The organism is Amorphus orientalis (genome assembly GCF_030814015.1).
In the GTDB taxonomy this organism is placed as follows: Bacteria; Pseudomonadota; Alphaproteobacteria; order Rhizobiales; family Amorphaceae; genus Amorphus; species Amorphus orientalis.
Genome location: NZ_JAUSUL010000002.1, coordinates 207187 through 232343, shown reverse-complemented (window position 1 = coordinate 232343; position 25157 = coordinate 207187). Strand labels below are relative to the sequence as shown.

Genomic DNA, 25157 nt, shown 5'->3' with positions numbered 1-25157 from the left:
AGCCCGATATCGCACTGCAACAGGAGCCATTCCCGATGAACTTCCGTGCCCTCGCCCTTTCCAGCGTCATTGCCCTGACCCCGGCGGCCGCCCTCGCCGACTGGCAGATCGACCCGTCCCACACCGCTGTTGTCTTCGAAGTCGAGCATTTCGGCTACTCCGACGTGACCGGCGTGTTCCCGAAGGTCCAGGCCGAAATCGAGAACTTCGATCCGGAGAACCTGGAGAGCGCCAAGTTCACCGTCACCCTCGACGCCACCGCGATCACGACCTTCTGGGAAGCACGCGACGAGCACATCAAGGGCTCCGACTTCCTGGACGTGTCGGAATATCCGGAGATCACCTTCGTCGCCACCGAGATCACCGAGACCGGTGACAACACGGCCGACATCACCGGCGACCTGACCATCAAGGACGTGACCAAGCCGGTCACCTTCGAGGCGACCGTCAACAAGATCGGCGAGAGCCCGGTCATGCAGGGCACCAACGTCGCTGGCTTCACGCTGAACGGCGAAGTCGACCGTACCGAGTTCGGCGTCGACGCCTATGCCCCTGCGATCGGCGCCGTGATTCCGGTGACCATCAACGTCGAGCTGATGAACAAGGACTGATCGAGCCCTCCGGAGCACTCCCGTGCAGACAACGAACACGACGCAGAGCTGGGGCTGGCCGGCCCGCGCTCTCCACTGGTCGATCGCGGCCGTCATCCTCTTCCAGCTCGGGCTGGGCCTCTACATGACGGACTTCGTGTCCGACACGGCGAGGCAGTTCAGCCTGTTCCAGCTCCACAAGAGCTGGGGCTTCGTCGTGTTCTGTCTGGCGGTGCTTCGCGTTGCCTGGCGACTGGCCAACCGCCGGTCGCCCCGGCTCCCGGCCGAGACCCCGCGCTGGCAGGCGATCGCCTCCCACGCGAGCCATGGGCTGCTCTATCTGCTGATCCTGGTCATGCCCCTGTCGGGCTGGGTCATGTCGGCCGCCTCCCCGACCCAGGACTATCTCGGCATCGAAAACAGCGTGTTCGGCCTGTTCGCCATGCCGGATCCCTGGGTTCCGGGCGTGCGATCCGTGGCGGAGGCGGCGGAAGCCGTCCACGCCTGGTCGGCCTGGATCATGATCGCGATCCTGGCGCTGCATCTCGCCGCCGCGCTCAAGCACCATTTCGTCGATCGCGACGACATCCTGAAACGGATGAGCTGGGGCCGGTAGAGCCTTTTCCGATCAGGTGGAAACACCTGATCGATAAGAAATGGCTCCAGATTCAACAGGTTGAGCAATTCCTTTTCGTTCAGAGTGAGTCAATCTGAACGCGAATGCTCTGGCGGTCCCGGCCCTACTCGGCCGCCGTCATCAGCTTGGAAGCGGCGGCCCGCGCCTCGTCGGTGATGGTCGCGCCGGACAGCATCCGGGCGATTTCCTCCAGACGATGATCGCCGTCGATCACCTTCACCCGGGTGGCGACGGCGTTCATCTCCAGCGACTCCTTGGCGATCAGCATGTGACCGGCCGCACGGGCCGCCACCTGGGGCGCATGGGTGACGGTGAGCACCTGAACGCTGTCGGCGAGCTTGGCCAGACGGTGGCCGATCGCCTCGGAGACCGCGCCGCCCACGCCGGAATCGATCTCGTCGAAAACCAGGGTCGGCGCGGATCCGCGGCCGGCAAGCGAGACCTTGAGCGCGAGCAGGAAGCGCGACAGCTCGCCGCCGGACGCAACCTTCATCATCGGCCCCGGCCTCGTGCCCGGATTCGTCCGCACCCAGAATTCGATCTGATCGTTGCCGTCGGCGCTGCCACCATCGGGATCGGTCTTGATCTCCGCAATGAAGGCGGCGCGCTCCAGCTTTAGCGCCGGAAGCTCGCGGCCCACTGTCTCTTCCAGTGTCCGCGCGGCCTCGACCCGGCCTTCGGTCAGACGTTCGGCAGCGGCGGAATAGGCCTGCTTGGCTTCCTCGACCGCGCGGCCGAGCGCGGCGAGCTTTTCTTCGCCCGCATCGAGATCGGCTAGATCGGCACTCATCCGGTCCCGCAACGCGGCCAGATCGTCCACCTGAACCTGGTATTTGCGGGCGGCCGCCCTGAGGGCGAACAGGCGTTCCTCGGTCTGTTCGAGCACCCTTGGATCGAACTCGGTCCGCGCCAGCGCGTCTTCCAGCGCAGTGCGCGCCTCTTCCAGACTGTCGAGCGCGCGGCCGATGGCATCGGCCGGTGCCTGAAGCAGGTCGGGCGCGGCTTCCGCCTTGCGCGCGAGGCGCCGCATGAGGCTGGACAGCGTCGGGATCGGCGAGCCCTGCCCGTCGAGTTCCGAAAACGCCTCAGACAGGTCGCCGGCGACCTTCTCCACCTGCATCATCTGCTGGCGCTTTTCGGCGAGTTCGGTCTCCTCGCCCGGCATCGGGTCCAGCGCGACAAGTTCCTCCACCGCAGCCCTCAGATAATCGGCCTCGCGGCGCGCGGCCTCGATCCGGGCCTCCTGCTCGGAAAGCTCGCGCTCGGCCCTGCGGCGGGTCTGCCAGGCGGCCCGGACTGCCTTCACGTCGTCCGAGAGCCCCCCGAACGCGTCGACGAGTTCGCGATGAACCGCCGGATCCACCAGCGCGCGATCGGCGTGCTGACCGTGGATTTCGACCAGGGCTGCGCCCACTTCGCGCAGGCGCCCGACGCTGACCGGCTGATCGTTCACGAAGGCCTTGGAGCGTCCGTCCGCCGACTGCACGCGGCGCAGGATCAGGTCACCCTCGGTCTCGATGCCGTCCTCCGCGAGATGGGCGAGCAGCGGGTGGGCCGGTCCGACATCGAACACCGCCGTCACCTGGCCGCGCTCGCAGCCGTTCCGCACGAGTTCCGCATCGCCGCGCGCACCCAGCGCGAGCGACAGCGAATCAAGGAGGATCGACTTACCCGCGCCGGTCTCTCCGGTGAGCACGGTCAGCCCATCGGTGAAATCGATGTCGAGACGGTCGATGAGAACGATGTCGCGGATGGAAAGTCGGGTCAGCATGTCGGCATGCGGGCGGTTCGGCGCTCGTGAGAAAGGTCCAGGCTCACCCGACCCAACGAATTCACCTGCAAAAGGCTCCCGTACCGTCCACCCGCATCGGGCCGTTTCCGGACACAGGCGACATCGATCCCCGTCCCCGTGTCCGCCATCCCGGCGCTTCGTTGCAACACGTCTGCGGAGGGCCAGCCGGTATCTACCTGGCCCCGACGCGTCCTAGAGCACGTTGATGCCGTCGAACGCGCGACTGATCCAGCTCTTCCTGTTCTCGCTCGGTTCATACCCGCCCTCCTTCAGCAGAGAGTAGGCATCCTTATACCACTGCGAATCGGGGAAGTTGTGCCCGAGAACGGCGGCCGCGGTCTGGGCCTCCGGGACGATGCCGAGGGCATAGTACGCTTCCGTCAGGCGGAACAGCGCCTCCTCGATGTGCCGGGTGTCCTGGTACTGCTCCACGACCGTGCGGAACCGGTTGATGGCGGCCAGATAGTCGTCGCGCTGCAGATAGTAGCGTCCGACGTCCATCTCCTTGCCGGCCAGCTGGTCGCGCGTCACCTGGATCTTGCGGCGCGCGTCGGTCGCGTACTCCGAATCCGGGTAGTTCCGCACCAGCTCGTCCATCGCGGCGAGCGCTTTCTGGGTCATCTCCTGGTCGCGGGTCACGTCCGGGATCTGGCGGAAGTAGGAATTGCCGATGATGTACTGGGCGTAAGCCGCATCCTTGTGGCCCGGATAGAGCGCCAGATAGCGCCGTGCGGAATTGATCGCCTCGTCGTATCGCCCGGTGGAGTAGTTGGAGAAGGCCAGCATGACCATCGCCCGGCGGGCATACTCGGTATAGGGATGAAGGCGGTCGAGCTCGCGCAGCTTGACGATGGCTTCGCGGTAGCTGCCGTCGTTCATCAGAACGAGCGCTTCGTTGTAGAGCTGATCGGCCGGAACGTCCTGGAACGCGAGCTGATCCGCGTCGTCAGACGAGCATGCGGCCAGAAAGAGGACGGCCAGGAGGGCTATAAGGCTACGCTTCATCGGCCGAAAATTCGCTCCCTCGCGACGTCGTGGAGACGGGCCGCACAATTTCCGCAACCGGCACGGAAACAGGCGGTCGAATCGTCCAGAACAGGTGTTGCCCGGCGAACCACCGACAAGGCCCCCTGACGGCGGCCGGACACCGAGCTCAAACATATCCGGGCAAACGGGGTCTTAACGTCCCAGCCGCGCCCTGTCACGCCCAACCGTGAGCGCCGGTGCTGAGCCCTGATTTGAGCAGAACTGTGGCAGCCTGCCCGCCCGAGCACCCGGTACGCCCAAAACCGTGCGGGAACCCGTCTTCCGGACGCGATCACATAAGGGAGAAGCGGCGGCGGGAGCCCGCGCGCAGAAACTCAGACGCGCGCGTCGAGCAGCATCTCGCGGGCCGGGGCCTTGGCCACCTCGGTCGGCGCGGGAACAAGATCGTAGGCCGAGCTGTCGGCCAGAAGCGCCTTCACCATGGCCACGTTGAGCCGGTGACCACCCTTGTAGGACCGGTAGAGGCCGAGAATCGAGCGGCCCGCCAGGGCAAGATCGCCGACGGCGTCGAGCGCCTTGTGGCGAACGAACTCGTCGGGCCAGCGGGTGCCCTCTTCGTTCAGGACCCGGTCGCCGTCGATCGCCACGGCATTTTCCAGCGACGAGCCGCGGGCGAAGCCCATCTTCCAGAGAGCCTCGACCTCGTGCAGCCAGCCGAAGGTCCGCGCCTGCGCCAGTTCCTTGCGGAAGACGCCGGGGGTCAGGTCGAACACCATGGACTGGCGGCCGACCACCTCGCTCGGGAAATCGATCGTGATGTCGAAGCGCGGCATGTCGCAGGGCAGCAGTTCGCCGATCGACGCGCCGATCTCGACGCGGACCGGCTTGAGAACGCGAATCATGCGGCGGCGCATGCCGAGCGGATAGGTGCCGGCAAGGTCCAGTTCCTCGACGAACGCAGCCGCGCTGCCGTCCATGATCGGCAGCTCGGGACCATCGACCTCGACCAGCGCATTGTCGATGCCGAGACCGCGGAACGCCGCCATGAGATGCTCGATGGTGCCGATCGTGCGGCCGTCGGTTCCCTCGAGCATGGTGCACAGCTCGGTCGCGGCGACGGACTGCCAGATCGCGGGAACCGCCGGACCGGCGGGTCCGTCGGTGCGCACGAAGCGGATGCCGGTGTCGGCTCCGGCCGGCAGGATGGTCAGCGTGACGTCGGCCCCCGAATGAACGCCGACCCCCGTCAGCTCGACTGCGCGAGCTACGGTCGTCTGCTGGGCCGGGTCGTGATGCACCATCGTCTCGCCTTACTGCCCGCTAAGGAGGGCTCTGGGGTGGGAACGACCGGCGCGCGAGTGAACGCGAATCCGCCGATCGGTCGAATCTGATGGCCGGAACCTAGCGACACGACCGCACAGCACCAAAACAAGCTGTGTTACGGAATGTAACGTGGTGGACGAAGGGTAACCGCCAGCCCTTTCCCCACCCTTGCAACCCGCACAAAACCGGCGCGGCGCTGTCGTGCGGCCGGATCGCAACGCCGAAAGCCACGCCATATATTTACATAACTAGTTTTATAGTTTTTAATCGACCCATGATCACCACTGCTTCCGCTGCCCGTTCGCTCGCTGCGCTGGGCCACGAAACCCGGCTCGACATCTACCGGCTGCTCGTGCGTGCCGGAGACGGGGGCCTGAATGTCGGCGAGATCGGGCGGCATCTCGCCATGCCGCCATCGACCCTCGCCCATCATCTCGGCGCGCTCGTCGATGCCGGCCTCGTCATCCAGGACCGCCGCGGCCGGGAGATCGTCAACCGCGTCGACTATGCGGTCATGCGCCGGACGATGTCGTTCCTGTCCGCCGAATGCTGCACCGGCGTGACGCTGGTCAGCGAAGACGCGCAGTGACCGACTGCTTTTTTTTGGATCGTTATAACTAATATTCTAGGGATGTCGTCATGATCGACCGGCCTCTGATTGCTCCACCGGATCTTCTCGTCCGTGGCCGCTGGCTCAAACGGATCGACGGGGTCGTGCTGGCCTGCGTGGCGGTCGTTGCAGCACTGACGATGGTCTCCCCGATTCAGGCGATCGAGAGCATCAGGTTCACTTTCGACAACTTGGTCGAGATCGCTCCCTTCCTGCTCCTGTCCGTCGGGTTCGCCGCGCTGGCCGCCGCGACAGGGGCGGACGCTCTGATCGGCCGCGCGTTCACGGGGTCGCCGCGGGCAATGATCGCGGTGGCGGCGCTCGCGGGCGCCCTGTCACCCTTCTGCTCGTGCGGCGTCATACCCCTGATCGCAGCCCTCCTGGCAATGGGCATTCCGTTATCCGCCGTCATGGCCTTCTGGCTTGCGTCGCCGGTCATGGACCCATCGATGTTTCTTCTGACGAGCGGCGTTCTGGGCGTGGACTTCGCGGTTGCCAAGACGCTCGCCGCAATCGGGCTCGGCCTTTTCGGCGGGTTGACGGTACACTTGCTGGCGCGGGGCCGTCATCTCGGTGATCCGCTCCGGGACGGGGTCGGAAACGGGGGCTGCGGCGGCGCGCGGGTCCGTACGCCCCGACCTGTGGTCTGGCGCTTCTGGTCCGAGCCCGAGCGCCGCAAGCGGTTCTGGCGGGAAAGCGGGAAGAACGGCCTCTTCCTCCTTCGCTGGCTTACCCTCGCCTTCCTGCTGGAAAGCGTCATGCTTGCCTGGGTGCCGGCCGATCTGATCACGGACATGCTCGGCGGAACCGGGATCATGCCGGTTGTCACGGCTACCCTCCTTGGCGTCCCGGCCTATCTGAACGGGTATGCGGCGCTGCCTCTCGTCGGCGGACTGGTCGGACAGGGGATGAGCCCCGGAGCCGGGCTGGCGTTTCTTGTTGCCGGTGGCGTTACCTCGGTTCCGGCGGCGCTTGCGGTCTGGGCGCTGGTCAGACCCCCGGTATTCGGGCTCTATCTGGCCCTCGCCCTTACCGGGTCCCTTGCCTCAGGCCTCCTGTTTCAGCTCTGGAGCACCCTTTGACCGATCTACCGAACATCGACGTCGACTGCCTGAGGCCGATCGATCCCACGGTGTACGCGGCACCGGACGATCCCGGACATCCACCCCGGATCCTTCTTCTCTACGGCTCGCTGCGCGGGAAGTCCTACTCGCGCTTCGCCACCGAAGAGGCCGCCCGCCTGCTGACATGGTTCGGAGCGGAGACCCGCACCTTCGACCCGACCGGCTTGCCGCTCCCGGACGGGGCCGACCCGGAGCATCCCAAAGTCGCGGAACTGCGGGATCTGGCCACGTGGTCGGAAGGCATGGTCTGGTCCAGCCCGGAGCGGCATGGCGCCATGTCGGCGATCCTGAAGGCACAGATCGACTGGCTGCCGCTGTCGCTGGGCGGCGTGCGCCCGACACAGGGAAAGACGCTGGCTCTTATCCAGGTGTGCGGGGGCTCCCAGAGCTTCAATGCGCTCGGTCAGATGCGCGTTCTCGGCCGCTGGATGCGGATGGTCACGATCCCGAACCAGTCCTCGGTCGCCAAGGCCTGGCAGGAGTTCGCGGACGATGGCCGGATGCGCCCCTCCCCGTTCTACAACCGAATCGTGGACGTGATGGAGGAGCTGACGAAGTTCACCTACATGGTACGTGGCCGGTCGGCGGCCCTGACCGATCGCTATTCGGAGCGCATGGAAAGCGCCGAAGCGGCCTCCAGGCGGGTCAATCAGCCGAGCCTTTGAGACGCGCCGCCCTCAAACGAAAAAAGGGCCGTCGATCGCTCGACGGCCCTTTTGATTCGATGGTCCGGCTTCGGTCAGGTCGCCTGGCGGCGCAGGAAGGCCGGGATCTCCAGCTGGTCGTCGTCGCTCTGGGGACGCGCGGCCGGACGGGTGCGAGCCTCGGGCTCCTGGCCGGCGGCGCGGGGCCGGCGGTAGCTCTCGCCCTGGGGACGCTGGGGCTGGGACCGGCGGGCGAACTCGTTGCCTTCCTGGACCCGGCGCGGCGCCTGGGGCTGCGCCTCGGCCCGCGGAGCCGCCCGGGGAGCGGGTGCAGGGGCCGGAGCCGGCGCTTCTTCCGGAGCCGGCGCGGAGCGTGCCCGGGCCACGGCCTGCTCGGCGGCGGCAACGTCGGCGTCATCCTCGTCGCGGCGGCCAAGACCGTTGGCAAGACGGCGCAGCAGCCCCATCGGACGGCGGTCGTCGGCCTCGCTGTGATCGTCGCGCCGGCGCACCTCGCGCGGGGCGGCGGGGCGAACTTCCTCGATCTCGGGCATGCGCGGCACACGGGTGGGCGCGGCAGACCGCTTCTCGACAGGCTGCGGCTGAACCGGAGCGACCGGCTCACGCGCCTCGATCTCGTCCTCGGCCTCGAACGCGAAGTCCTCTTCCTCTTCGATCAGCTCATCGGCCGCATCGAAAGGGACCTGATCGGCCTCGAACTCCACTTCGGCAGCGAATTCGTGCTCATCGGCCTCTTCGGCTTCCAGATCGGCACCGAGATCCTGGGCGACCGCGGAGAGAGTCGCTTCCTTGACCGCCGACGCCCGCGGACGCCCGCCGCCGCCAGCGCCCTGGGCCTGGTGGCGCAGGCGCTCCGACAGCGCAACCACCCGGTCGCCGTCGTCCTCGTAATCGGCATTCTCGAACGGCTTGTCGATCCCGGTGGCCACCACGGACACCCGCATCATGCCGTCCAGGGATTCGTCGAAGGTCGCGCCGAAGATGATGTTGGCCTCCGGATCGACCTCCTCGCGGATGCGCGTGGTGGCCTCGTCGACCTCGAACAGCGTCAGGTCCATGCCGCCGGTCACGGAAACCAGCAGGCCGCGGGCGCCCTTCATGGACGTCTCGTCGAGCAGCGGGTTGGAGATCGCCGCCTCGGCCGCCTGCATGGCACGGCCCTCACCCGACGCTTCGCCGGTGCCCATCATCGCCTTGCCCATGCCGCGCATGATCGAGCGCACGTCGGCGAAGTCGAGGTTGATGAGGCCTTCCTTCACCATCAGGTCGGTGATGCAGGCCACGCCAGAATAGAGCACCTGGTCGGCCATCGCGAAGGCATCGGCGAAGGTGGTCCGCTCGTTGGCGATCCGGAACAGGTTCTGGTTCGGGATGACGATCAGCGTATCGACGTGATGCGACAGCTCCTCGATGCCGGAATCGGCGAGCTTCATCCGCCGATGGCCTTCGAACTGGAACGGCTTGGTGACGACGCCGACGGTCAGGATGCCCTGGTCGCGCGCCGCGCGGGCGATGACCGGGGCAGCACCTGTGCCGGTGCCGCCGCCCATACCGGCGGTGATGAACGCCATGTGGGCGCCGGACAGGTGGTCGGCGATCTCGTCGATCACCTCCTCCGCGGCGGCCCGGCCGACATCCGGCTGGGATCCGGCGCCGAGGCCTTCGGTCACGGCGATGCCCATCTGGATGATGCGTTCCGCCTTCGACAGGCTGAGCGACTGGGCGTCGGTGTTCGCGACCAGGAAGTCGCAGCCCTGCAGGCCGGCCTGGATCATGTTGTTGACGGCGTTACAGCCCGCGCCGCCGACACCGAACACCTGGATGCGCGGCTTCAGCTCGGTCAGGTCGGGGGTCTTCAGGTTGATTGACGGCATAGCACCCTCACTATTCTTATCCCCGCCGCTATCGCGGGAGCTGATCGGCGAATCCCATTCGGTGCCGAAATCCGGTTCGTCTTCGTGGCTCATCAGAAACTCTCCTTCAGCCAGCGTCCGACGCGGGCGAGGTAGCCGTCCGTGCCGGTCAGGGCGAAGGTGGACGCGCGCTCCGACCCTGCGGTGTCGAGAACGGCAACCTGCGGAAAGATCAGGAGGCCAACCACGGCGGAAAAGGACGGACCTTTCGCCGCTTGCGGCAGGCCGGCGATGCCGAGCGGCCGACCCAGTCGGACGCTGCGGCCGAAAAGCGAACGGGCCACGTCGAGCAGCCCGGTCAGCTGGCTTCCGCCCCCCGTGAGAACGATCCGGCGCCCCACACGGCTGGAGCACCCGGAGGCCACCAGCCGATCGCGCACCAGCTCCATGATCTCCTCCGCCCGCGGACGGATGATCGCGTTGAGCGCGGAGCGCGGAATCTGCAGCGGAGCGCCGCCATCCTCCTCGCCGACGGGATGGATGGTCAGCATGTCGTATTCGTCGCTGGACACCGAAACGCAGGAGCCGTGAAGGGTTTTCAGCCGCTCCGCGTCGTCGAGCCGGATCGAAAGTCCGTGGGCGATATCCAGGGTGACGTGATGGCCGCCGATGGCGATGGCGTCGACATGGAGCAGCCGGCCGTCCCCGAACACCGCGATCGAGCTGGTGCCGCCGCCGATGTCGACCACGGCCGCGCCCATCTCCGCCTCGTCGTCGACCAGGGTCGCGAGTCCTGCGGCATAAGGCGTCGCCACCATCGCTTCGACATCGAGATGGCAGCGGTTGACGGCCAGTCCGAGATTGCGCTGCGGCGCCTCGTCGGAGGTGACCACGTGCACGTCCACACCCAGCCGGCGACCAAGCATGCCACGCGGATCGCGGATGCCCCGCTGTCCGTCCAACGTGTACCCTGTCGGCAGCGCATGCACGACCGAACGTCCTTGTCTCACCGAGTGTGTGCTTCCGGCCGCCAAAACCTTTCGAATATCCTGATCACTGACCGATTCAGCATTCAGATCGACTTTGGCGGTAAAGGTTTCGCTCCCCAACCGACCGCACGTTTGCGTAAGGATAAGTGATTCGACCGTAACTCCGGCCATCCTTTCTGCAGCGTCCACGGCCAGCCGGACCGCGTGCTCGGCCTGATCGAGATCGATGATGACGCCGGACTTGATGCCGCGGGCGCGCTGATAGCCGTATCCGATCACCTCGATGGAGTGGGACCGGCCCGGCAGCACCTCTTCCGGCGGCCGGGGCTTAAGCCGGGCAATCAGGCAGGCGACCTTGGTCGATCCGATGTCGAGCACCGTCACGATCGACGGACGGCGCGCGGACAGCCGGGTCGTCTCCAGTCCGTTTCGGTGGGGCAGAAAGACGCTCATATGCTCGCCTCCCGCCGACCCTTGCCCGAGCCGCCTTCTTTTGCGCGCTCCAGGGCGCCGTCGGTCGGCAGGATCGCGATGCGGTCGGGAAGCCGGACGTCGATGGAGGCAACGTCGCGGGTGAACAGGTCCTCGCGGCCGTCGATCTCGATCAGCACCGCGAGTGCCGTGCGCGCGTTGTCCGCCGGCAGCCGCACCTGGATGCCGTTGGCCAGCACGAGATCCCAGCGGCGCGACCCGACGAACACCGCCGCCCGGGTCTGAACGGCGATCTCGGGAAAATCGGAAAGCAGGCCCAGGATATCGTCGAGATGCTGATTGGCTTCGGCGCCGACGACCAGGGGCAGATCGACGAACCGCGGATCCAGCCTGTCGGAAAGAACATCCCCGTTGTCGTCAACAACGGCGATCTGACGGCCGTGCTGCCAGATCGCGGCCGGGGTCTTCTCCTCGATCTTGACGACGACGGTGCCGGGAAAGGTCTTGCGCACGGTGGCGTTCGCGATCCACGGCAGCGCCACAAGATTGGCGCGGGCCGCATCGGCATCCACTGTCAGCAGCGAGGAATCCGGCCCGATGCCGAGGGCGGCGAGAATCGCGCTTTCGGACGTTTCGCGCTGACCTTCCAGATGAACCTGGTCAATGGCGAAGCCGGCCGTGGTGCCGAAGGCATCGAGCACCAGCGGGCCATGTCCGCCGTAGGACACGCCGGCGGCGACGGATCCCGCGATCACCGCGACCGCAGCCAGGGAGCCGAGGCCGAGCGGCAGGGACCGTGCGCGCTCAAATCGATTGAGCGCACGGCGTCGTGTTCGACCATGTCGTCCCGCTACCGGCCGCAACTCGCGTCCTCCACCAACCAACTCACCAGGCGTTCGAAACCGTATCCGGCGTATGCCGCCATCTCCGGCACGAGCGACGTTTCCGTCATGCCCGGCTGGGTATTCACCTCAAGGCAGATCAACGTGTCGGTGGCGTCGTCGTAGCGAAAGTCGGCCCGGGAGACGCCGCGACACCCGAGTGCCTGGTGTGCTTCAAGGGCCAATCTTTGAACGTGATGGTAAATATTCGGTTTAAGTTCTGCTGGCAGGATGTGTTTTGAGCCACCCGGACGGTATTTCGCGTCGTAATCGTAGAAGGCCTCTCCGACCGGCACGATGTCGATCACGCCGAGCGCTTCGTCGCCCATGACGGCGCAGGTAAGCTCCCGCCCCGGGATGTAGCGTTCGACCATCACCGCTTCGCCGAACTGCCAGTCCTCGCGATAGAGTTCCTGGGGCGGATGGGTCGCGCCCTCGCGCACGATGATGACGCCGAAGCTGGATCCTTCCGCGACCGGCTTGACCACATAGGGCGGCTCCATCACGTGCGCTTTCGCGACCTCAGCACGATCCGCCAGGGCGTGGACCGTGACGGGCACGCCCGCCGCCTCCAGCACGGCCTTGGCCTTGATCTTGTTCATGGCGAGCGCGGACGCGAGCACCCCGGAATGGGTGTAGGGGATGGACAGGACCTCCAGGATCCCCTGGACGCATCCGTCCTCGCCGAAGGGGCCGTGCAGGGCGTTGAAGGCGACATCCGGCTTCAGCTCGGCCAGACGCGACCCGATGTCCCGATCGACATCGATTCGCGTGACCCGGTAGCCGGCGCGCTCCAGCGCATCGGCACAGGCCTTGCCGGAACTGAGGCTCACCGGCCGCTCGGCCGACCACCCCCCCATGAGGACTGCGACGTGGGTTCCTGCGCTCATGCGGCGGCCTCCGTGAATTCCGGGATGACGACGCCCGCCGGCCATGTCCCGATCCGCTTGATTTCCCAGTCGAGCCGCACCCTGGACGTGGCCAGCACCCGCGCCCGCACCGTTTCCCCGAGACGCTCGAGATCGCTCGCCGTCGCATTCCCGGTGTTGAGCAGGAAATTGCAGTGCAGTTCCGACACCTGAGCGCCGCCGATGGTGAGACCGCGGCAGCCGGCCTGATCGACGAGCTGCCACGCCTTGCCGCCGGGCGGGTTCTTGAAGGTGGATCCGCCGGTCCGGCTCTTGACCGGCTGCGTGGCTTCGCGGCTTTCGGTGATCTTCGCCATGGCCTCGCGGATCTCGGCCGGGTCGCCCGGTTCGCCCTGAAAGACCGCCTCGGTGAAGATCAGATCGGCCGGCGCCTCGGAGTGGCGGTAGGCGTATCCGAAGTCCTCGTTGCGCAGGATGTGGACCTGCCCCTTCCGGTCGACAGCACGCGCCTCGATCAACCGGTCCTTGGTTTCGCCGCCATAGGCCCCGGCGTTCATCCTGAGCGCGCCGCCGATTCCCCCGGGGATCCCGCGATAGAAGGCGAGACCGGCGAGCCCCGCATCCGCCGCAGCTTTGGCCAGGCGCACGTCCGGAACGGCCGTACCGGTGCGCAGGCGATGCCCCTCCTCCGCAACGGTCTTGCCGAAGCCGCGCGCGGAGAGACGCACCACCACGCCCGGCACGCCGCCGTCGCGGACGAGCAGGTTCGACCCGAGCCCAATCGGCATCACGGGAAAGTCCTGCGGAAGCGCGGCCAGGAAGGTCGCGAGGTCCTCCTCGTCGGCCGGCTGGAACAGGAGGTCCGCCGGACCGCCGACGCGGAACCAGGCGATATCGGCCAGCATCCGGTCAGGCTCCAGCACGCCGCGGATGTCCGCGCGTGCAGCTCCGAGCGCATCGAGGATATCGGCGCCGCTCACTGGCCCTCCCCGGCCGGGAAGGCCTCGAGCTGACCCGGAAGCGCGTGGGCCCACTGGGTGATGGAGCCGGCGCCGAGACACACGACCAGATCACCGGGCTGCGCCGTTTGCGCGATCACGCCGGCAAGATCCTTCGGGTCGTCCAGCGCCGTGACGGCGCGGTGGCCATGGGTCCTGAGCCCGGCCGCAAGCGCATCGCGGTCGGCCCCGGAGATCGGGCTCTCGCCGGCCGCGTAGACCTCGGCGACGACCACCGCATCGGCATCGTTGAAGCAGGTGCAGAAATCGTCGAACAGCGCCTTCAGGCGCGAATAGCGGTGCGGCTGCACCACCGCGATCACCTTGCCGTCGGTAGAGGCCCGGGCCGCCTTGAGAACCGCGGAAATCTCGACCGGGTGGTGGCCGTAGTCGTCGAAAATGTCGACGCCGTTCCAGGTCCCGGTGTGGGTGAAGCGCCGCTTCACACCGCCGAACGCCTTCAGGCCGGAACGGATCGCATCGGCGGATATCCCCAGCCGATCGGCGACCGCGATTGCCGCGGTCGCGTTGGAAATATTGTGCAGGCCCGGCATCGGCAACATCAGGTCGTCGATCCGGTGCTCCTCGCCGCTCGCCCGGTCGTAGACGCGGACGTTGAACCGGCTGGTCCCGCGATCGCTGACCACGTCGGTGAAGCGCACGTCCGCCTGGGGATTGGTGCCATAGGTGATGATGCGCCGGTCCTCGATCCGGCCGACCAGCGCCTGCACCTCCGGATGGTCCACGCACATCACGGCAAAGCCGTAGAACGGCACGTTCTCGACGAACTGGAAGAAGGCCTGCCGCTCGGCGTCGAAGGTGCCGTAGTGATCCAAATGCTCGGGATCGATGTTGGTGACGATCGCGATATCGGCCGGCAGCTTGACGAACGTCCCGTCGGACTCGTCCGCTTCGACCACCATCCAGGAGCCGTCGCCCAGTCGCGCGTTGGTGCCGTAGGAGTTGATGATGCCGCCGTTGATGACCGTCGGGTCGAGTGCGCCGGCCTCCAGAAGGGCGGCGACCATGGACGTGGTGGTGGTCTTGCCGTGGGTGCCGGCAACGGCCACCGACTGCTTGAGGCGCATGAGCTCGGCGAGCATCTCCGCGCGGCGCACGACCGGGAGCAGGCGCGCGCGCGCCGCCATCAGCTCGGGATTGTCGCGCTTGACGGCGGAGGACACCACCACAACCGCCGCATTGCGCAGATGGGCCGCATCGTGGCCGATCTCGATGCGCACGCCCTTTTCGCGCAAGCGCTTGACGTTCGCGTTTTCCGCGATGTCGGTGCCCTGGACCGTGTAGCCGAGATTGTCCAGGACCTCGGCGATCCCGCTCATGCCGATGCCGCCGATCCCGACGAAATGAATGGGTCCGATATCGGAGGGCAGCTTCATCAGTGGTGTCCTTGGTCTTGGGAGGGATCGCGCGAGAGACCGGCGATTTCTTCCACGAAGTCGGCGAGACGCGCGGAGGCGTCCGGTTGGGCAAGGGAACGGGCCGCGCCCGCGGCCGAGGCGAGGCGCGCCGGGTCGCTGCAGACGGCCTCGAGCTCCCGGGCAAGGCTTTCGGGGGTCAGGTCCGCCTGGTCGACCATCCAGCCGCCGCCGGCCTCCTGGAACGCGGTGGCGTTGGCGCGCTGGTCCTGATCAAGCGCGTGCGGCAGCGGCACCAGGAACGCGGGACGGCCGATGGTGGCGAGCTCGGCGACCGTCGACGCGCCGGACCGGCTCACGACCAGGTGGGCGGCGGAAATGCGTTCCGGAAGGTCTTTGAAGAACGGGGCGATCTCCGCTTCCACGCCGGCCGCCTGATAGCGCCCCCTGACCTCGTCCAGGTCCTCCGGTCGGCACTGCTGCACGATCGACAGACGCTTGCGAAGGTCCGCGGGAAGCTGTTCGACCGCAGGCGGCACGATGTCGGAAAAGACGCGCGCGCCCTGGCTGCCGCCGAAGACGACCAGACGGACCGGCCCGTCCGGATCGGGAGCATGGTAGTCGGTGGCGGCGGCGAAGACGCTGGGGCGGACCGGCATGCCGGTGTGGACCGGCGGTTCGGCCTTCGGCGAAAGACCGCGGGCGTTCGGGAACGCGACAGCCACCCGGGCATAGCGCGACAGGAGCTTGTTGGCCCGGCCCAGGACGGCGTTGGCCTCATGGACGACGGCCGGCCGGCCGAGCATCCGCGCGGCGAGGACCGGCGGCAGCGTCGGATAACCGCCGAAGCCAACGACAGCGTCGGGCTTGATCCTGCGGATCAACCGGGCGGCCCGGACGAAGCCGGACCCGAGTTTGACCGCAGACGAGACCAGCGCTGCCGGCGACATGCGCATACTGAGTGAGCCGGACGAAACGACGTGCATGGCGCGGGCGGGAAAGGTCGCGCGGAAGGGTTCGGCGCGCGGATCGGTGACAAGCTCCACCGCAAAGCCGCGCTTGCCGAGTTCGTGCGCGACGGCTTCGGCGGGGAAGAGATGCCCACCCGTGCCGCCGGCCGCCAGGAGAATGGTTCCACGCGTCATCGGTCCACCCGCTATGCCGGCTGCGGTCGCGCGTGCGACACCGGGTTCGCCATCGGACTGATCTGGACCGGACGCGGCCGCCGCCGGGTGAGCGCCAGCACGAAGCCCATCTCGATCGCGATGGCGAGGAGCGACGAGCCGCCATAGGAGATGAACGGCAGGGTCATACCCTTGGCCGGCATCAGATGCAGGTTCACGGCCATGTTGATCACGCCCTGAACGCCGAACAGGATGACGAGGCCAGCGACCGCGAGACGCACGAACGGGTCACGCTCGCGCATCGCGTGAGTGAGGCCCCTGAGGACCACGAAGGCGAACACCGCCAGCAGCAGGAGACAGACCACCACACCGAACTCCTCTGCCGTGACGGCGAAGACGAAGTCGGTGTGGGAGTCGGGCAGGATCCGCTTCACGGTCCCCTCGCCCGGGCCGCGCCCGAACCAGCCGCCGCGCACGAAGGATTCGATGGCGGTGTCGATCTGGAAGGTGTCGCCGGAACTGGGATCGAGGAAGCGGTTGATGCGCTTGGCCACGTGCGGAAGGTTGGCGTAGGCGGCCGCCAGCCCGGCGCCGCCGAGCATGCCGAGCGCGACCACCCATTTCCAGGGCATACCGGCCAGGAAGAACAGCGCGCACCACACGATGGCGACCAGCATGGTCTGGCCGAAGTCCGGCTGGGCGACGAGGGGCGCCGTCACCATGGCCAGGAGCAGCACCGCGAAGAGCTTGCCGGGCAGTTCCGGCCGGCGCCCGCCCTCGGCGAACAGGAACGCCGTCAGGATCACGAACGCCGGCTTCAGGAACTCCGACGGCTGCAGCGAGAAACCGACGATGGACAGCCAGCGGCGCGCGCCCTTGGCCTCGTCGCCGAGAAAGAGCGTGGCGATCGTCGCCACCAGCATCACCGCGAACAGGATCAGCGCGGCGCGCCGGACCTTCCGGATCGGCAGGAACGACACGGCGATCATGACCGCCAGCGCGGGGACTGCGAAGAAGGCCTGGCGGAGCACGAAATGATAGCTGGCGAGTCCGAGCCGTTCGGCGACCGGCGGACTTGCGGCGAAGGACAGGACGACGCCGCCCGCCATCAGCGCGACCAGGGCGGCCAGCATCAGGCGGTCAACGGTCCACCACCAGTCGGCAACGAGACTCCGGTCGGCGCGCGACACCATCAGGCAACCCTCCGTTCAAGGCCGGACAGGCCGTAGACGAGCGCTTTGAAGGCGTCGCCGCGGGCTTCGAAATTCGGAAACTGGTCGAACGAGGCGCAGGCGGGCGAAAGCAGCACTACCGGTTCCTCCGAGGGATCGGCGGCCGCGTCTTCCGCCGCTTCGGCGAGGGCCGCCGCGATGTCGCCGGACCGCACAACGGGAACCAGCCCGTCGAGCGTTGCGGCGAAGTCCGCCTCGGCCTCGCCGACGAGATAGGCCCTGGCCACGCGCGGGAAGAGATCGGCGAGCGAGGCGATGCCGCCGGTCTTCGGCCGGCCGCCGGCGATCCAGTAAATCCGCTCGAAGCTCGCCAGCGCGCGGCGCGCGGAGTCCGCGTTGGTCGCCTTGGAATCGTTGACGAAGAGAACCCGACCGCGCCGCCCGACCTGCTCCAGGCGATGGGCGAGGCCGGGAAAGCCCGACACCCGCTCGGCCGCTGCGTCGATGTCGAGGCCGAGCGCCGCAAGCACGGCGAAGGCGGCTGCGGCGTTCTGGGCGTTGTGCTCGCCGCGCAGGCTGCCGATGCCGGCGAGATCGAGGATCTTGCTGGAAGAGCCGTCGGCGGCGAGGTGAAGCGCCCCGTCCGCGGCATGGACGCCGTTTTCGACCGCGCCGGAGGTGGACACCCGGAGCGTGGGCAGGCCGCGCGCTTCGCGCCGCTCCGCCATGGCGCGCGACCAGGGATCGTCGACGCCGACGACGGCCGTGCCGGCAGCCGCCACGACACGCTCCTTGATCGCGGCGTAGTTTTCCAGACTGCCGTGCCGGTCGAGATGGTCCTCGGAAATGTTCAGATGGACGCCGACGGTGGGCGCGAGCGAGGGCGCCAGATCGATCTGGTAGGAGGAGACTTCGAGCACCGTCGTCTCGCCGGCCGCCAGAACGGGAAGCTCCAGCGCGGGCGTGCCGATGTTGCCGCCGACATGGGTCGGAACCCCGAGTTCGGAGAGCAGATAGCCGACAAGCGCGGTCGTGGTGGACTTGCCGTTGGTTCCGGTGATGGCGACCAGCGCGGTGTCCGCGGGCCCGGCCCGCCGCTCGCGTTCGAAGAGTTCGATGTCGCCGATGACCGGCACATTCGCCTCCCGCGCGCGCTCCACGGTCCAGTGCGGCTTGGGATGGGTCAGCGGAACGCCGGGGGACAGCACGAGCGCGGCGACATCTTCGAAGTCGGTCTGAGCCAGATCGGCGGTCGGAATGCCCGCACCCGCAGCCTCCGCCACCTTGGCCGGATTGTCGTCGAACGCAAGGACGCGGGCGCCTCCTGCCAGCAGGGCGCGCGCCGTCGACAGGCCGGATCCGCCCAGCCCGAACAGGGCGACCGTCCGGTCGGCAAGGGTCGTCACGGGGATCATGACCGCCCCCCGTTCCGGTCCGGTCCGACTTCAGGTCCCGTATCGGGCCTCCACGCCGCCACGTCGCGTCTCCCTACCGCAGTTTCAGGGTGGACAGGCCGATCAGGGCGAGCACGACGGCGATGATCCAGAAGCGGATCACGACCTGAGGCTCCGTCCAGCCGAGCTGTTCGAAATGGTGATGGATCGGCGCCATCTTGAAGACGCGCTTGCCGGTGAGCTTGTAGGAGGCGACCTGGATGATCACCGAGACGGCCTCCAGCACGAACAGCCCGCCGATGATGGCCAGCACGATCTCGTGCTTGGTGGCGACCGCGATGGAGCCGAGCATGCCGCCCAGCGCCAGCGAACCGGTGTCGCCCATGAAGATCGCCGCCGGCGGGGCGTTGAACCACAGGAAGCCGATGCCCGCGCCGATCACCGCGCCGCACACGACCGCCAGTTCGCCGACGCCGATCACGAAATGGATCTGGAGATAATCGGCGAAGACCGCGTTACCCGAGAGATAGGCGATCACGCCGAACGATCCGGCCGCGATCATCACCGGCACGATCGCGAGACCGTCCAGGCCGTCGGTCAGGTTCACCGCATTCCCGGCGCCCACGATCACCAGCATGGCGAACGGGATGAAGAACAGGCCGAGATTGATCACGAAGTCCTTGAAGAAGGGCAGCGCGAGCGCGGTGGCGAGATCGTCCTGGCCGAGCCAGGCAACGGCCGCTGCCGCCAGGGCCGCGACGATCGCCTCGATCAGCAGGCGCATGCGGCCGGAAAAGCCGCGGTCGGTCGCCTTGGTTACCTTCAGATAGTCGTCGTAGAACCCGATCAGGCCGAAGCTCAGGGTGACGAACAGGACAATCCACACATAGGGGTTCGACAGGTCCGCCCACAGCAGCGTCGCCGCCAGCAGCCCGAACAGGATCATGAGCCCGCCCATGGTCGGCGTGCCCTTCTTGGTCATCAGGTGGCTCGCCGGACCGTCGGCCCGGATGGGCTGGCCCTTGCCCTGCCGGAGGCGGAGGCTGGCGATGATGCGCGGACCGAAAAGGAACACGAGGAACAGCGCGGTCAGAAGCGCTCCGCCCGTCCGGAAGGTGATGTAGCGGAAGACGTTCAGTACCGAGACTTGTCCGGCGAGATCGCCCAGAAGATAGAGCATTCAGGTCCCCCTCAACCCTGTGGCTGATGTCGTGAAGGGGACGCCGCGTGCTCGGTGAGCGCTGCAACGACCTCCGTCATCTTGCTTGCTTTCGATCCCTTGACGAGCACCGCATCGCCGGCCGTCAGCGCCGCCCGGACCGGCTCGACCAGATCGGCGGCGGTATCGGCATGAGCGCCGCGGAGCGCCCCGGGAAGCGCATCGTAGAGATTGCGCATGAGCGGCCCGGCGCAGAACACTAGATCGATATCCGCCGCCTGCAGCGCGTCGGACAGCTCCCGGTGATAGCGGGGCGCCTCGTCGCCGAGCTCGAACATGTCGCCCAGAACCGCGACGCGCTTGGCCTCCGGTTCGACCGGCGTTCGGGCCAGCACCTCGAACGCGGCCCGCATCGAACTCGGATTGGCGTTGAAGGCGTCGTCGATGAGACGGATCGTTCCGCCCGGAACCGCGATTTCGCTCTGCAGTCCGCGACCCGCACCCGCCTCGAGGTCGGCCAGTTCGGCGGCGCCCTTCTCCACATCCGCACCGACGAGGTCGACCGCCGCCAGCACCGCCAGCGAGTTCATCGCGGAATGCCGCCCCGGCGCGCCGACGCGGTAGCGGATCTCGCGACCGAACACGTCGGCGGTGACGTCCGAGCCGCCCGCGCTCTCGTCGCAGGCGATCAGGCGCACATCGGCGTCCGCGCCGGACCCGAACCGGACGATCCGATCGACACCCGCCTTCCCGGCCTCGTCGATGAGGATGGACGTGATCGCATCGTCGCCATTCACGACCGCCACGCCGCCCGGCTCCAGCCCGAGGAAGATCTCGGCCTTCGCCCGGGCGATGTCTTCGACGCTGTCGAAGAACTCGATGTGGACGGGTCCGACCGTGGTCACCACCGCTACGTGTGGGCGCACCATCCGGGTCAGCGGAGTGATCTCGCCGGCGTGGTTCATGCCGATTTCAAACACGCCGAAGGCGTCTTGCTGGGAAAGGCGCGACAAGGTCAGCGGGACGCCCCAATGGTTGTTGTGGGACGCCGAGGATGCATGAGTCGGCCCTGTCGCGGAAAGGGCTCGGCGCAGGGCTTCCTTGGTTCCGGTCTTGCCGACGCTGCCGGTGACCGCGACAACCTTCGCCTGTGACCGGGCTCGGGCGGCCCGGCCGACGTCGCCCATCGCCTGGAGCACGTCGCCGACTTCGATCGCCGCTCTGGCCTCCGGCCGGTCGACGGGTGCGGACACCACCGCGACCGACGCGCCGGCCTCATAGGCGGCCGAAACGAAGGCGTGACCGTCGAACCGGTCGCCCTTGATCGCGAAGAAGGCATCACCCGGAGCGAGCGTGCGGGTATCGATCGAAATGCCCGTGACCGCCCCGTCCGACCCCGTCAGCCGTCCGCCGGTCGCCTGGGCGATCGCACCGATGGTCCAAAGCGGGGCCGCCGGTTTGGCGGCGGCATCGGACACCAGGCCGACCGCTTCCCGCACCTCGTCCGCGTCGGAGAAGGGGTGGGTCTGCGTCCCGAAGATCTGACCGGTTTCGTGTCCCTTGCCGGCCACCACGCAGACGTCCCCCGGCCCCATCGAGGCGATGGCCGTGCGGATCGCTTCGCGGCGGTCGCCGATCTCCTGCGCGCCGGGCGCGGCCGCCAGGATTTCGGTCCGTATGGCGGCGGGTTCCTCGGTGCGCGGGTTGTCGTCGGTGACGATCACCACGTCGGCGCCCGCCGCGGCAACCTCACCCATCAGCGAGCGCTTGCCCCGGTCGCGGTCCCCGCCGGCACCGAATACGACGATCAGGCGTCCGTCGGTGATCTCGCGAAGGGTCTCAAGAACCGTCTTCAGCGCGTCGGGCTTGTGGGCATAGTCCACGAAGACCGGTGCCCCATCCGCCGTCCGAGCGACGAGCTCCAGGCGTCCGGGAGCACCCTCCAGGCTTTCGAGCGCCGCAAGGGCTTCGGAGGCCGGCACGCCGACCGCGATCGCGAGACACGCCGACAGAAGAGCGTTGTCGACCTGGAAGCCGCCGAGAAGCGGGATGGTCAGATCGTAGACCCGGCCGGCAGCCTCGATCGACACCGTCTGGCCGCTGGTCGTGGGCCGGCACTCCAGCAGCCGCAGCGCCGCGCCGGACCTGCCGACGGTCAACAGCCGCAAGCCCCGCTCTGCGGCCACTCGGGCGACCGCGTCCCCGCCGGGGCTGAGCGGATCGACGACCACGGCACCGTCTTCCGGCAACAGCGTTTCGAACAGACGAAGCTTTGCGGCGAGATAGGCCTCGACGGTCGGATGATAGTCGAGGTGATCGCGACCGATATTGGTGAAGGCGGCCGCCCGGATCGCCACCCCGTCGAGACGGCGTTGGTCGATCCCGTGGCTGGAGGCTTCCAGCGCGAGATGGGTCACGCCATCGTTGGCCAGAACCGAAAGCTTCTGGTGGAGATGGACCGGGTCGGGCGTGGTCAGGCTGCCATAATCCGTCCCCTCATCGGTCACGACGCCGAGGGTGCCGAGGCTGGCGGCGCGGTGGCCGGCCTGGGAGAAGATCTGGCGGGTGAAGGCGGCGACGGAGGTCTTTCCCGCGGTACCGGTCACCGCCACCACGGTCTCCGGCTGCCGACCGGCGAAACGCGCGGCGATACGGGCCAGTCGACCGTGCGGGTCGGCGTCGCGAACGACGGGCCGATCAATCTCCTGGGGCAGTTCGGCCGCCGTGCCCGCCAGGATGGCTGCGGCCCCTGCGGAAAGCGCCTGCGGGATGAAGCGCGCGCCATCGACGCGTGTCCCAGGCAGCGCGGCAAACAGGTAGCCGGGACGGACATCGCGGCTGTCCGCGGTCACGCCGGTGATCTCGACGCCGCCGGCAGCGCCGAGATCCTTGTCCGGGACGAGATCCGCAAGCCGCATGTCCGTGCCTTTCGATTGGTTTCGACAGGTCTCGCCCATCGACCGTTAACCACGTCGGAACCCGACTCAAAAAAAGGTCGCCGGCGACCAGGGCCGCCAGCCATGACACATCTATCCACTCATTCAACCGCCGCCGCGCGTCTAACGACGCGTGGCGCCTCCGCCCGTCACCCGCGGCCGCGGGCCTGGCCGGACTCAGCGGTCGTCGTAGGAGACCATCAGCGTTTCGCCGGCAGGCTCCTCAAATTTCGGCGCGACACCGAGCATGGGCGCGGTCCGGCGGACGATGTTGCTCACCGTCGGCGCCGCGTTCATGCCTGCCGTCGCATAATGTTTGCCTTCCTCCGGCTTCGGTTCGTCGATCACGACGAGAACGACATACTGGGGATCGTCCATCGGGAAGGCGGAAAGAAAGCTGTTGAAGCGCTTGTTGCTGATGTAGCGGCCGTTGACCACTTTCTCCGCGGTCCCGGTCTTGCCGCCGACGCGGTAGCCCTCGACCTGGGCGTTGCGGCCGGAGCCCTTCTCACCATTCAGCAGAAACAGGTCCCGCATGGCCTTGCTGGTCGCAGGCGAGACCACCGGCTTGGCGATCTCCAGAGCCTCGGAGCGGGACCGGGGGAAGAAGGTCGGCGGAATGAGATTGCCGCCGTTCATCAGCGCCGCCGCCGCAACCGCGGCATGCATCGGGCTGACCGACAGGCCGTGGCCGAACGAGATTGTCATGGCGGCGATATCGGACCAGCGCGGCGGCAGCATCGGCGCGGCCGTCTCCGGCAGCTCCGTCTTGATCGGATCCAGAAGCCCAAGCCTGCCCAGGAATTCCTTCTGGGTGTCGATGCCGGCGGTCAGCGCCATGCGGGCGGTGCCGATGTTGGAGGAGTAGATGAACACCTCCGGAACCGTCAGAACGCGGTGTTTTCCGTGGAAGTCGTTGATGGTGTAGGAGGCGATCCGGATCGGGGCGCGCGCATCGAAGCTGTCGGAGAGGCTGACCTTGCCGGAATCCAGCGCCATCGCGGTCGTGAACGTCTTGAAGACGGAACCGAGTTCGAACACGCCGGCGGTGGCCCGGTTCATGCGGTCCTTCTCCAGCGCCTGAGCGGGATCGTTGGGGTCGTAGTCCGGCAGCGAGGACATCGCCATGACCTCACCGGTGTGCACGTCGAGCACGATCCCGATGGCCGCGATGGCCTGATAGCGGTCCATCGCCCGGGCCAGCTCGTCTCGGACGGCATGCTGCACCCTGAGATCCAGGGACAGCTTGACCGGAGCCAGGTCTTCGCCGGTGCGTGCGAGGCCCGCCTTGTGAAGCGCCGCCAGACCATTGTCGTCGATATATTTCTCCAGACCCGCGATGCCGGCATTGTCGACGTCGACAAGTCCGAGAACGTGCCCCGCAAGCGCACCGCCGGGATAGAAGCGGCGGTTCTCCGTCAGGAAGTCCAGGCCCGGAATGCCGAGGGCATGGATCCGGTCACGCTGCTCCGGCGTGATCTCCCGCTTCAGCCAGACGAAGCCCGCATCCGAAGCCAGACGCCGGCGGGTGGAGGCGCTGGCGAGATCGGGCATCACGGTGGCCAGGGACTCGATCGCCTCGTCCACGTCGAGAAGCCGGCGCGGTTCGGCGTAGAGCGAGGCGGTCGACAGGTCGGTCGCGAGGATCTCGCCGTTGCGATCGACGATGTCCGGGCGCGCGGCCGCGACAGCCTCCTGAGCCGTCTCGTAGGCCACGTTCGGACGGACCTCGCTCAGGCCCAGCGTCACGAGCCGCCCGGCGATCACCAGGTAGACGATCACGAAGACCGACATCGCGAGGAGAATCCGGCTGCGCCCGCGCGCGACCTCGGTCTGCTGCGGGTCCTGACGCATCTTGCTGCGAAGGTCAGCGGTCCGGCTGCCGGTGGTCATTCTCATCCCTCCTGTCGGCCGTGACCGGTGTCGGTATCGGTTGCTGCGTCAGCGTCCGGCTGAATCACCGGCTGGCGCGGAATGTCGTCGAAGGTGCCGATCTGGCCCGGCTCGATCGGGGCCAGCCCGAGAATGTCCTCGTTCTGGTCGACGAGCTTCTGCAGACGGCCGGGATCGTCGGCCGTGCTCCATGCGGCGCGGAGTTCCGCAATCTTCGCCTTCTCCTCGGCAATCTGCTGGCTGAGCAGATGCGCGCGCCCGGCGGCGCGTTCGGCGTCCTTCTTGACGGCAAAGACGGCCGACGCGGTGACCAGAACGGCGGCGAACAGGACGATCAGAACGATGCGGTACAT

General features: G+C 67.5%; 21 protein-coding genes. 5 read left to right on the top strand and 16 right to left on the bottom strand.

Going from position 1 to position 25157, the window contains the following annotated elements; genetic code table 11:
- Positions 1-35: 35 nt before the first annotated feature.
- On the top strand, positions 36-611 hold the full coding sequence (locus J2S73_RS08900) for a YceI family protein (RefSeq protein WP_306885161.1): 576 nt from the start codon (positions 36-38) through the stop codon (positions 609-611).
- Between the two features lie 22 nt (positions 612-633).
- Positions 634-1206, top strand: a complete 573-nt coding sequence (locus tag J2S73_RS08895) for a cytochrome b (RefSeq protein ID WP_306885160.1) — start codon at positions 634-636, stop codon at positions 1204-1206.
- A 124-nt stretch (positions 1207-1330) separates the two neighbouring features.
- On the opposite strand, the gene recN is transcribed toward J2S73_RS08895, so the two are convergent.
- The 3 genes from recN to lpxC all read right to left on the bottom strand — a co-directional run bounded on the left by recN (position 1331) and on the right by lpxC (position 5307).
- Positions 1331-2998 carry a DNA repair protein RecN gene (gene recN / locus J2S73_RS08890; RefSeq protein WP_306885159.1) on the bottom strand — a complete coding sequence of 556 codons (1668 nt, stop codon included), beginning with the start codon at positions 2996-2998 and terminating at the stop codon, positions 1331-1333.
- Between the two features lie 213 nt (positions 2999-3211).
- Positions 3212-4024 carry an outer membrane protein assembly factor BamD gene (locus tag J2S73_RS08885; protein WP_306885158.1) on the bottom strand — a complete coding sequence of 271 codons (813 nt, stop codon included), beginning with the start codon at positions 4022-4024 and terminating at the stop codon, positions 3212-3214.
- A 356-nt stretch (positions 4025-4380) separates the two neighbouring features.
- Positions 4381-5307 (bottom strand): UDP-3-O-acyl-N-acetylglucosamine deacetylase, encoded by a 927-nt coding sequence (lpxC, locus tag J2S73_RS08880; protein ID WP_306885157.1) that lies wholly within the window; start codon positions 5305-5307, stop codon positions 4381-4383.
- Positions 5308-5603: 296 nt separating this feature from the next.
- Between lpxC and J2S73_RS08875 the strand changes: the two genes are divergently transcribed.
- The 3 genes from J2S73_RS08875 to arsH are packed head-to-tail and all read left to right on the top strand — an operon-like array spanning position 5604 to position 7728.
- Positions 5604-5918, top strand: coding sequence for an ArsR/SmtB family transcription factor (locus J2S73_RS08875; RefSeq protein ID WP_306885156.1), 315 nt, complete (start codon positions 5604-5606; stop codon positions 5916-5918).
- Positions 5919-5968: 50 nt separating this feature from the next.
- The gene (locus J2S73_RS08870) at positions 5969-7021 is read left to right on the top strand and encodes a permease (protein ID WP_306885155.1); all 1053 of its coding nucleotides are present in this window, start codon (positions 5969-5971) and stop codon (positions 7019-7021) included.
- On the top strand, positions 7018-7728 hold the full coding sequence (gene arsH / locus J2S73_RS08865) for an arsenical resistance protein ArsH (protein WP_306885154.1): 711 nt from the start codon (positions 7018-7020) through the stop codon (positions 7726-7728). The genes J2S73_RS08870 and arsH overlap by 4 nt, the downstream gene beginning before the upstream one ends.
- Before the next feature lie 74 nt (positions 7729-7802).
- Here arsH and ftsZ read toward each other — a convergent pair whose 3' ends face one another.
- The 13 genes from ftsZ to ftsL all read right to left on the bottom strand — a co-directional run bounded on the left by ftsZ (position 7803) and on the right by ftsL (position 25157).
- On the bottom strand, positions 7803-9602 hold the full coding sequence (ftsZ, locus tag J2S73_RS08860; protein ID WP_306885153.1) for a cell division protein FtsZ: 1800 nt from the start codon (positions 9600-9602) through the stop codon (positions 7803-7805).
- Positions 9603-9694: 92 nt separating this feature from the next.
- The gene (gene ftsA, locus J2S73_RS08855; protein WP_306885152.1) at positions 9695-11023 is read right to left on the bottom strand and encodes a cell division protein FtsA; all 1329 of its coding nucleotides are present in this window, start codon (positions 11021-11023) and stop codon (positions 9695-9697) included.
- Complete coding sequence (locus tag J2S73_RS08850; RefSeq protein ID WP_306885151.1) at positions 11020-11757, bottom strand: cell division protein FtsQ/DivIB; 738 nt, start codon at positions 11755-11757, stop codon at positions 11020-11022. Before J2S73_RS08850 ends, ftsA begins: the two co-directional genes overlap by 4 nt.
- A gap of 95 nt (positions 11758-11852) precedes the next feature.
- Complete coding sequence (locus J2S73_RS08845; protein WP_306885150.1) at positions 11853-12773, bottom strand: D-alanine--D-alanine ligase; 921 nt, start codon at positions 12771-12773, stop codon at positions 11853-11855.
- The gene (gene murB, locus J2S73_RS08840; RefSeq protein ID WP_306885149.1) at positions 12770-13732 is read right to left on the bottom strand and encodes a UDP-N-acetylmuramate dehydrogenase; all 963 of its coding nucleotides are present in this window, start codon (positions 13730-13732) and stop codon (positions 12770-12772) included. Before murB ends, J2S73_RS08845 begins: the two co-directional genes overlap by 4 nt.
- Positions 13729-15147 (bottom strand): UDP-N-acetylmuramate--L-alanine ligase, encoded by a 1419-nt coding sequence (gene murC, locus J2S73_RS08835; RefSeq protein WP_306885148.1) that lies wholly within the window; start codon positions 15145-15147, stop codon positions 13729-13731. Before murC ends, murB begins: the two co-directional genes overlap by 4 nt.
- The gene (murG, locus tag J2S73_RS08830; RefSeq protein ID WP_306885147.1) at positions 15147-16271 is read right to left on the bottom strand and encodes an undecaprenyldiphospho-muramoylpentapeptide beta-N-acetylglucosaminyltransferase; all 1125 of its coding nucleotides are present in this window, start codon (positions 16269-16271) and stop codon (positions 15147-15149) included. Before murG ends, murC begins: the two co-directional genes overlap by 1 nt.
- A gap of 11 nt (positions 16272-16282) precedes the next feature.
- Complete coding sequence (gene ftsW / locus J2S73_RS08825) at positions 16283-17443, bottom strand: putative lipid II flippase FtsW (protein ID WP_306885146.1); 1161 nt, start codon at positions 17441-17443, stop codon at positions 16283-16285.
- Positions 17443-18837, bottom strand: coding sequence for a UDP-N-acetylmuramoyl-L-alanine--D-glutamate ligase (murD, locus tag J2S73_RS08820; RefSeq protein ID WP_306885145.1), 1395 nt, complete (start codon positions 18835-18837; stop codon positions 17443-17445). Before murD ends, ftsW begins: the two co-directional genes overlap by 1 nt.
- A gap of 73 nt (positions 18838-18910) precedes the next feature.
- Positions 18911-19996 (bottom strand): phospho-N-acetylmuramoyl-pentapeptide-transferase, encoded by a 1086-nt coding sequence (mraY, locus tag J2S73_RS08815; RefSeq protein WP_306885144.1) that lies wholly within the window; start codon positions 19994-19996, stop codon positions 18911-18913.
- Positions 19997-20007: 11 nt separating this feature from the next.
- On the bottom strand, positions 20008-22893 hold the full coding sequence (locus J2S73_RS08810) for a UDP-N-acetylmuramoyl-L-alanyl-D-glutamate--2,6-diaminopimelate ligase (protein ID WP_306885143.1): 2886 nt from the start codon (positions 22891-22893) through the stop codon (positions 20008-20010).
- Positions 22894-23088: 195 nt separating this feature from the next.
- The gene (locus J2S73_RS08805) at positions 23089-24804 is read right to left on the bottom strand and encodes a peptidoglycan D,D-transpeptidase FtsI family protein (RefSeq protein ID WP_370874409.1); all 1716 of its coding nucleotides are present in this window, start codon (positions 24802-24804) and stop codon (positions 23089-23091) included.
- A 2-nt stretch (positions 24805-24806) separates the two neighbouring features.
- Positions 24807-25157, bottom strand: coding sequence for a cell division protein FtsL (gene ftsL / locus J2S73_RS08800; RefSeq protein ID WP_306885142.1), 351 nt, complete (start codon positions 25155-25157; stop codon positions 24807-24809).

Bases quoted from the DNA above. Each gene is read 5' to 3' on its own strand.
- J2S73_RS08900 (WP_306885161.1), top strand. From the start codon at position 36: ATGAACTTCCGTGCCCTCGCCCTTTCCAGCGTCATTGCCCTGACCCCG.
- recN (WP_306885159.1), bottom strand. From the start codon at position 2,998: ATGCTGACCCGACTTTCCATCCGCGACATCGTTCTCATCGACCGTCTC.
- J2S73_RS08885 (WP_306885158.1), bottom strand. From the start codon at position 4,024: ATGAAGCGTAGCCTTATAGCCCTCCTGGCCGTCCTCTTTCTGGCCGCA.
- lpxC (WP_306885157.1), bottom strand. From the start codon at position 5,307: ATGGTGCATCACGACCCGGCCCAGCAGACGACCGTAGCTCGCGCAGTC.
- J2S73_RS08875 (WP_306885156.1), top strand. From the start codon at position 5,604: ATGATCACCACTGCTTCCGCTGCCCGTTCGCTCGCTGCGCTGGGCCAC.
- J2S73_RS08870 (WP_306885155.1), top strand. From the start codon at position 5,969: ATGATCGACCGGCCTCTGATTGCTCCACCGGATCTTCTCGTCCGTGGC.
- ftsZ (WP_306885153.1), bottom strand. From the start codon at position 9,602: ATGCCGTCAATCAACCTGAAGACCCCCGACCTGACCGAGCTGAAGCCG.
- ftsA (WP_306885152.1), bottom strand. From the start codon at position 11,023: ATGAGCGTCTTTCTGCCCCACCGAAACGGACTGGAGACGACCCGGCTG.
- J2S73_RS08845 (WP_306885150.1), bottom strand. From the start codon at position 12,773: ATGAGCGCAGGAACCCACGTCGCAGTCCTCATGGGGGGGTGGTCGGCC.
- murC (WP_306885148.1), bottom strand. From the start codon at position 15,147: ATGAAGCTGCCCTCCGATATCGGACCCATTCATTTCGTCGGGATCGGC.
- murG (WP_306885147.1), bottom strand. From the start codon at position 16,271: ATGACGCGTGGAACCATTCTCCTGGCGGCCGGCGGCACGGGTGGGCAT.
- ftsW (WP_306885146.1), bottom strand. From the start codon at position 17,443: ATGGTGTCGCGCGCCGACCGGAGTCTCGTTGCCGACTGGTGGTGGACC.
- murD (WP_306885145.1), bottom strand. From the start codon at position 18,837: ATGATCCCCGTGACGACCCTTGCCGACCGGACGGTCGCCCTGTTCGGG.
- mraY (WP_306885144.1), bottom strand. From the start codon at position 19,996: ATGCTCTATCTTCTGGGCGATCTCGCCGGACAAGTCTCGGTACTGAAC.
- J2S73_RS08810 (WP_306885143.1), bottom strand. From the start codon at position 22,893: ATGCGGCTTGCGGATCTCGTCCCGGACAAGGATCTCGGCGCTGCCGGC.
- J2S73_RS08805 (WP_370874409.1), bottom strand. From the start codon at position 24,804: ATGACCACCGGCAGCCGGACCGCTGACCTTCGCAGCAAGATGCGTCAG.
- ftsL (WP_306885142.1), bottom strand. From the start codon at position 25,157: ATGTACCGCATCGTTCTGATCGTCCTGTTCGCCGCCGTTCTGGTCACC.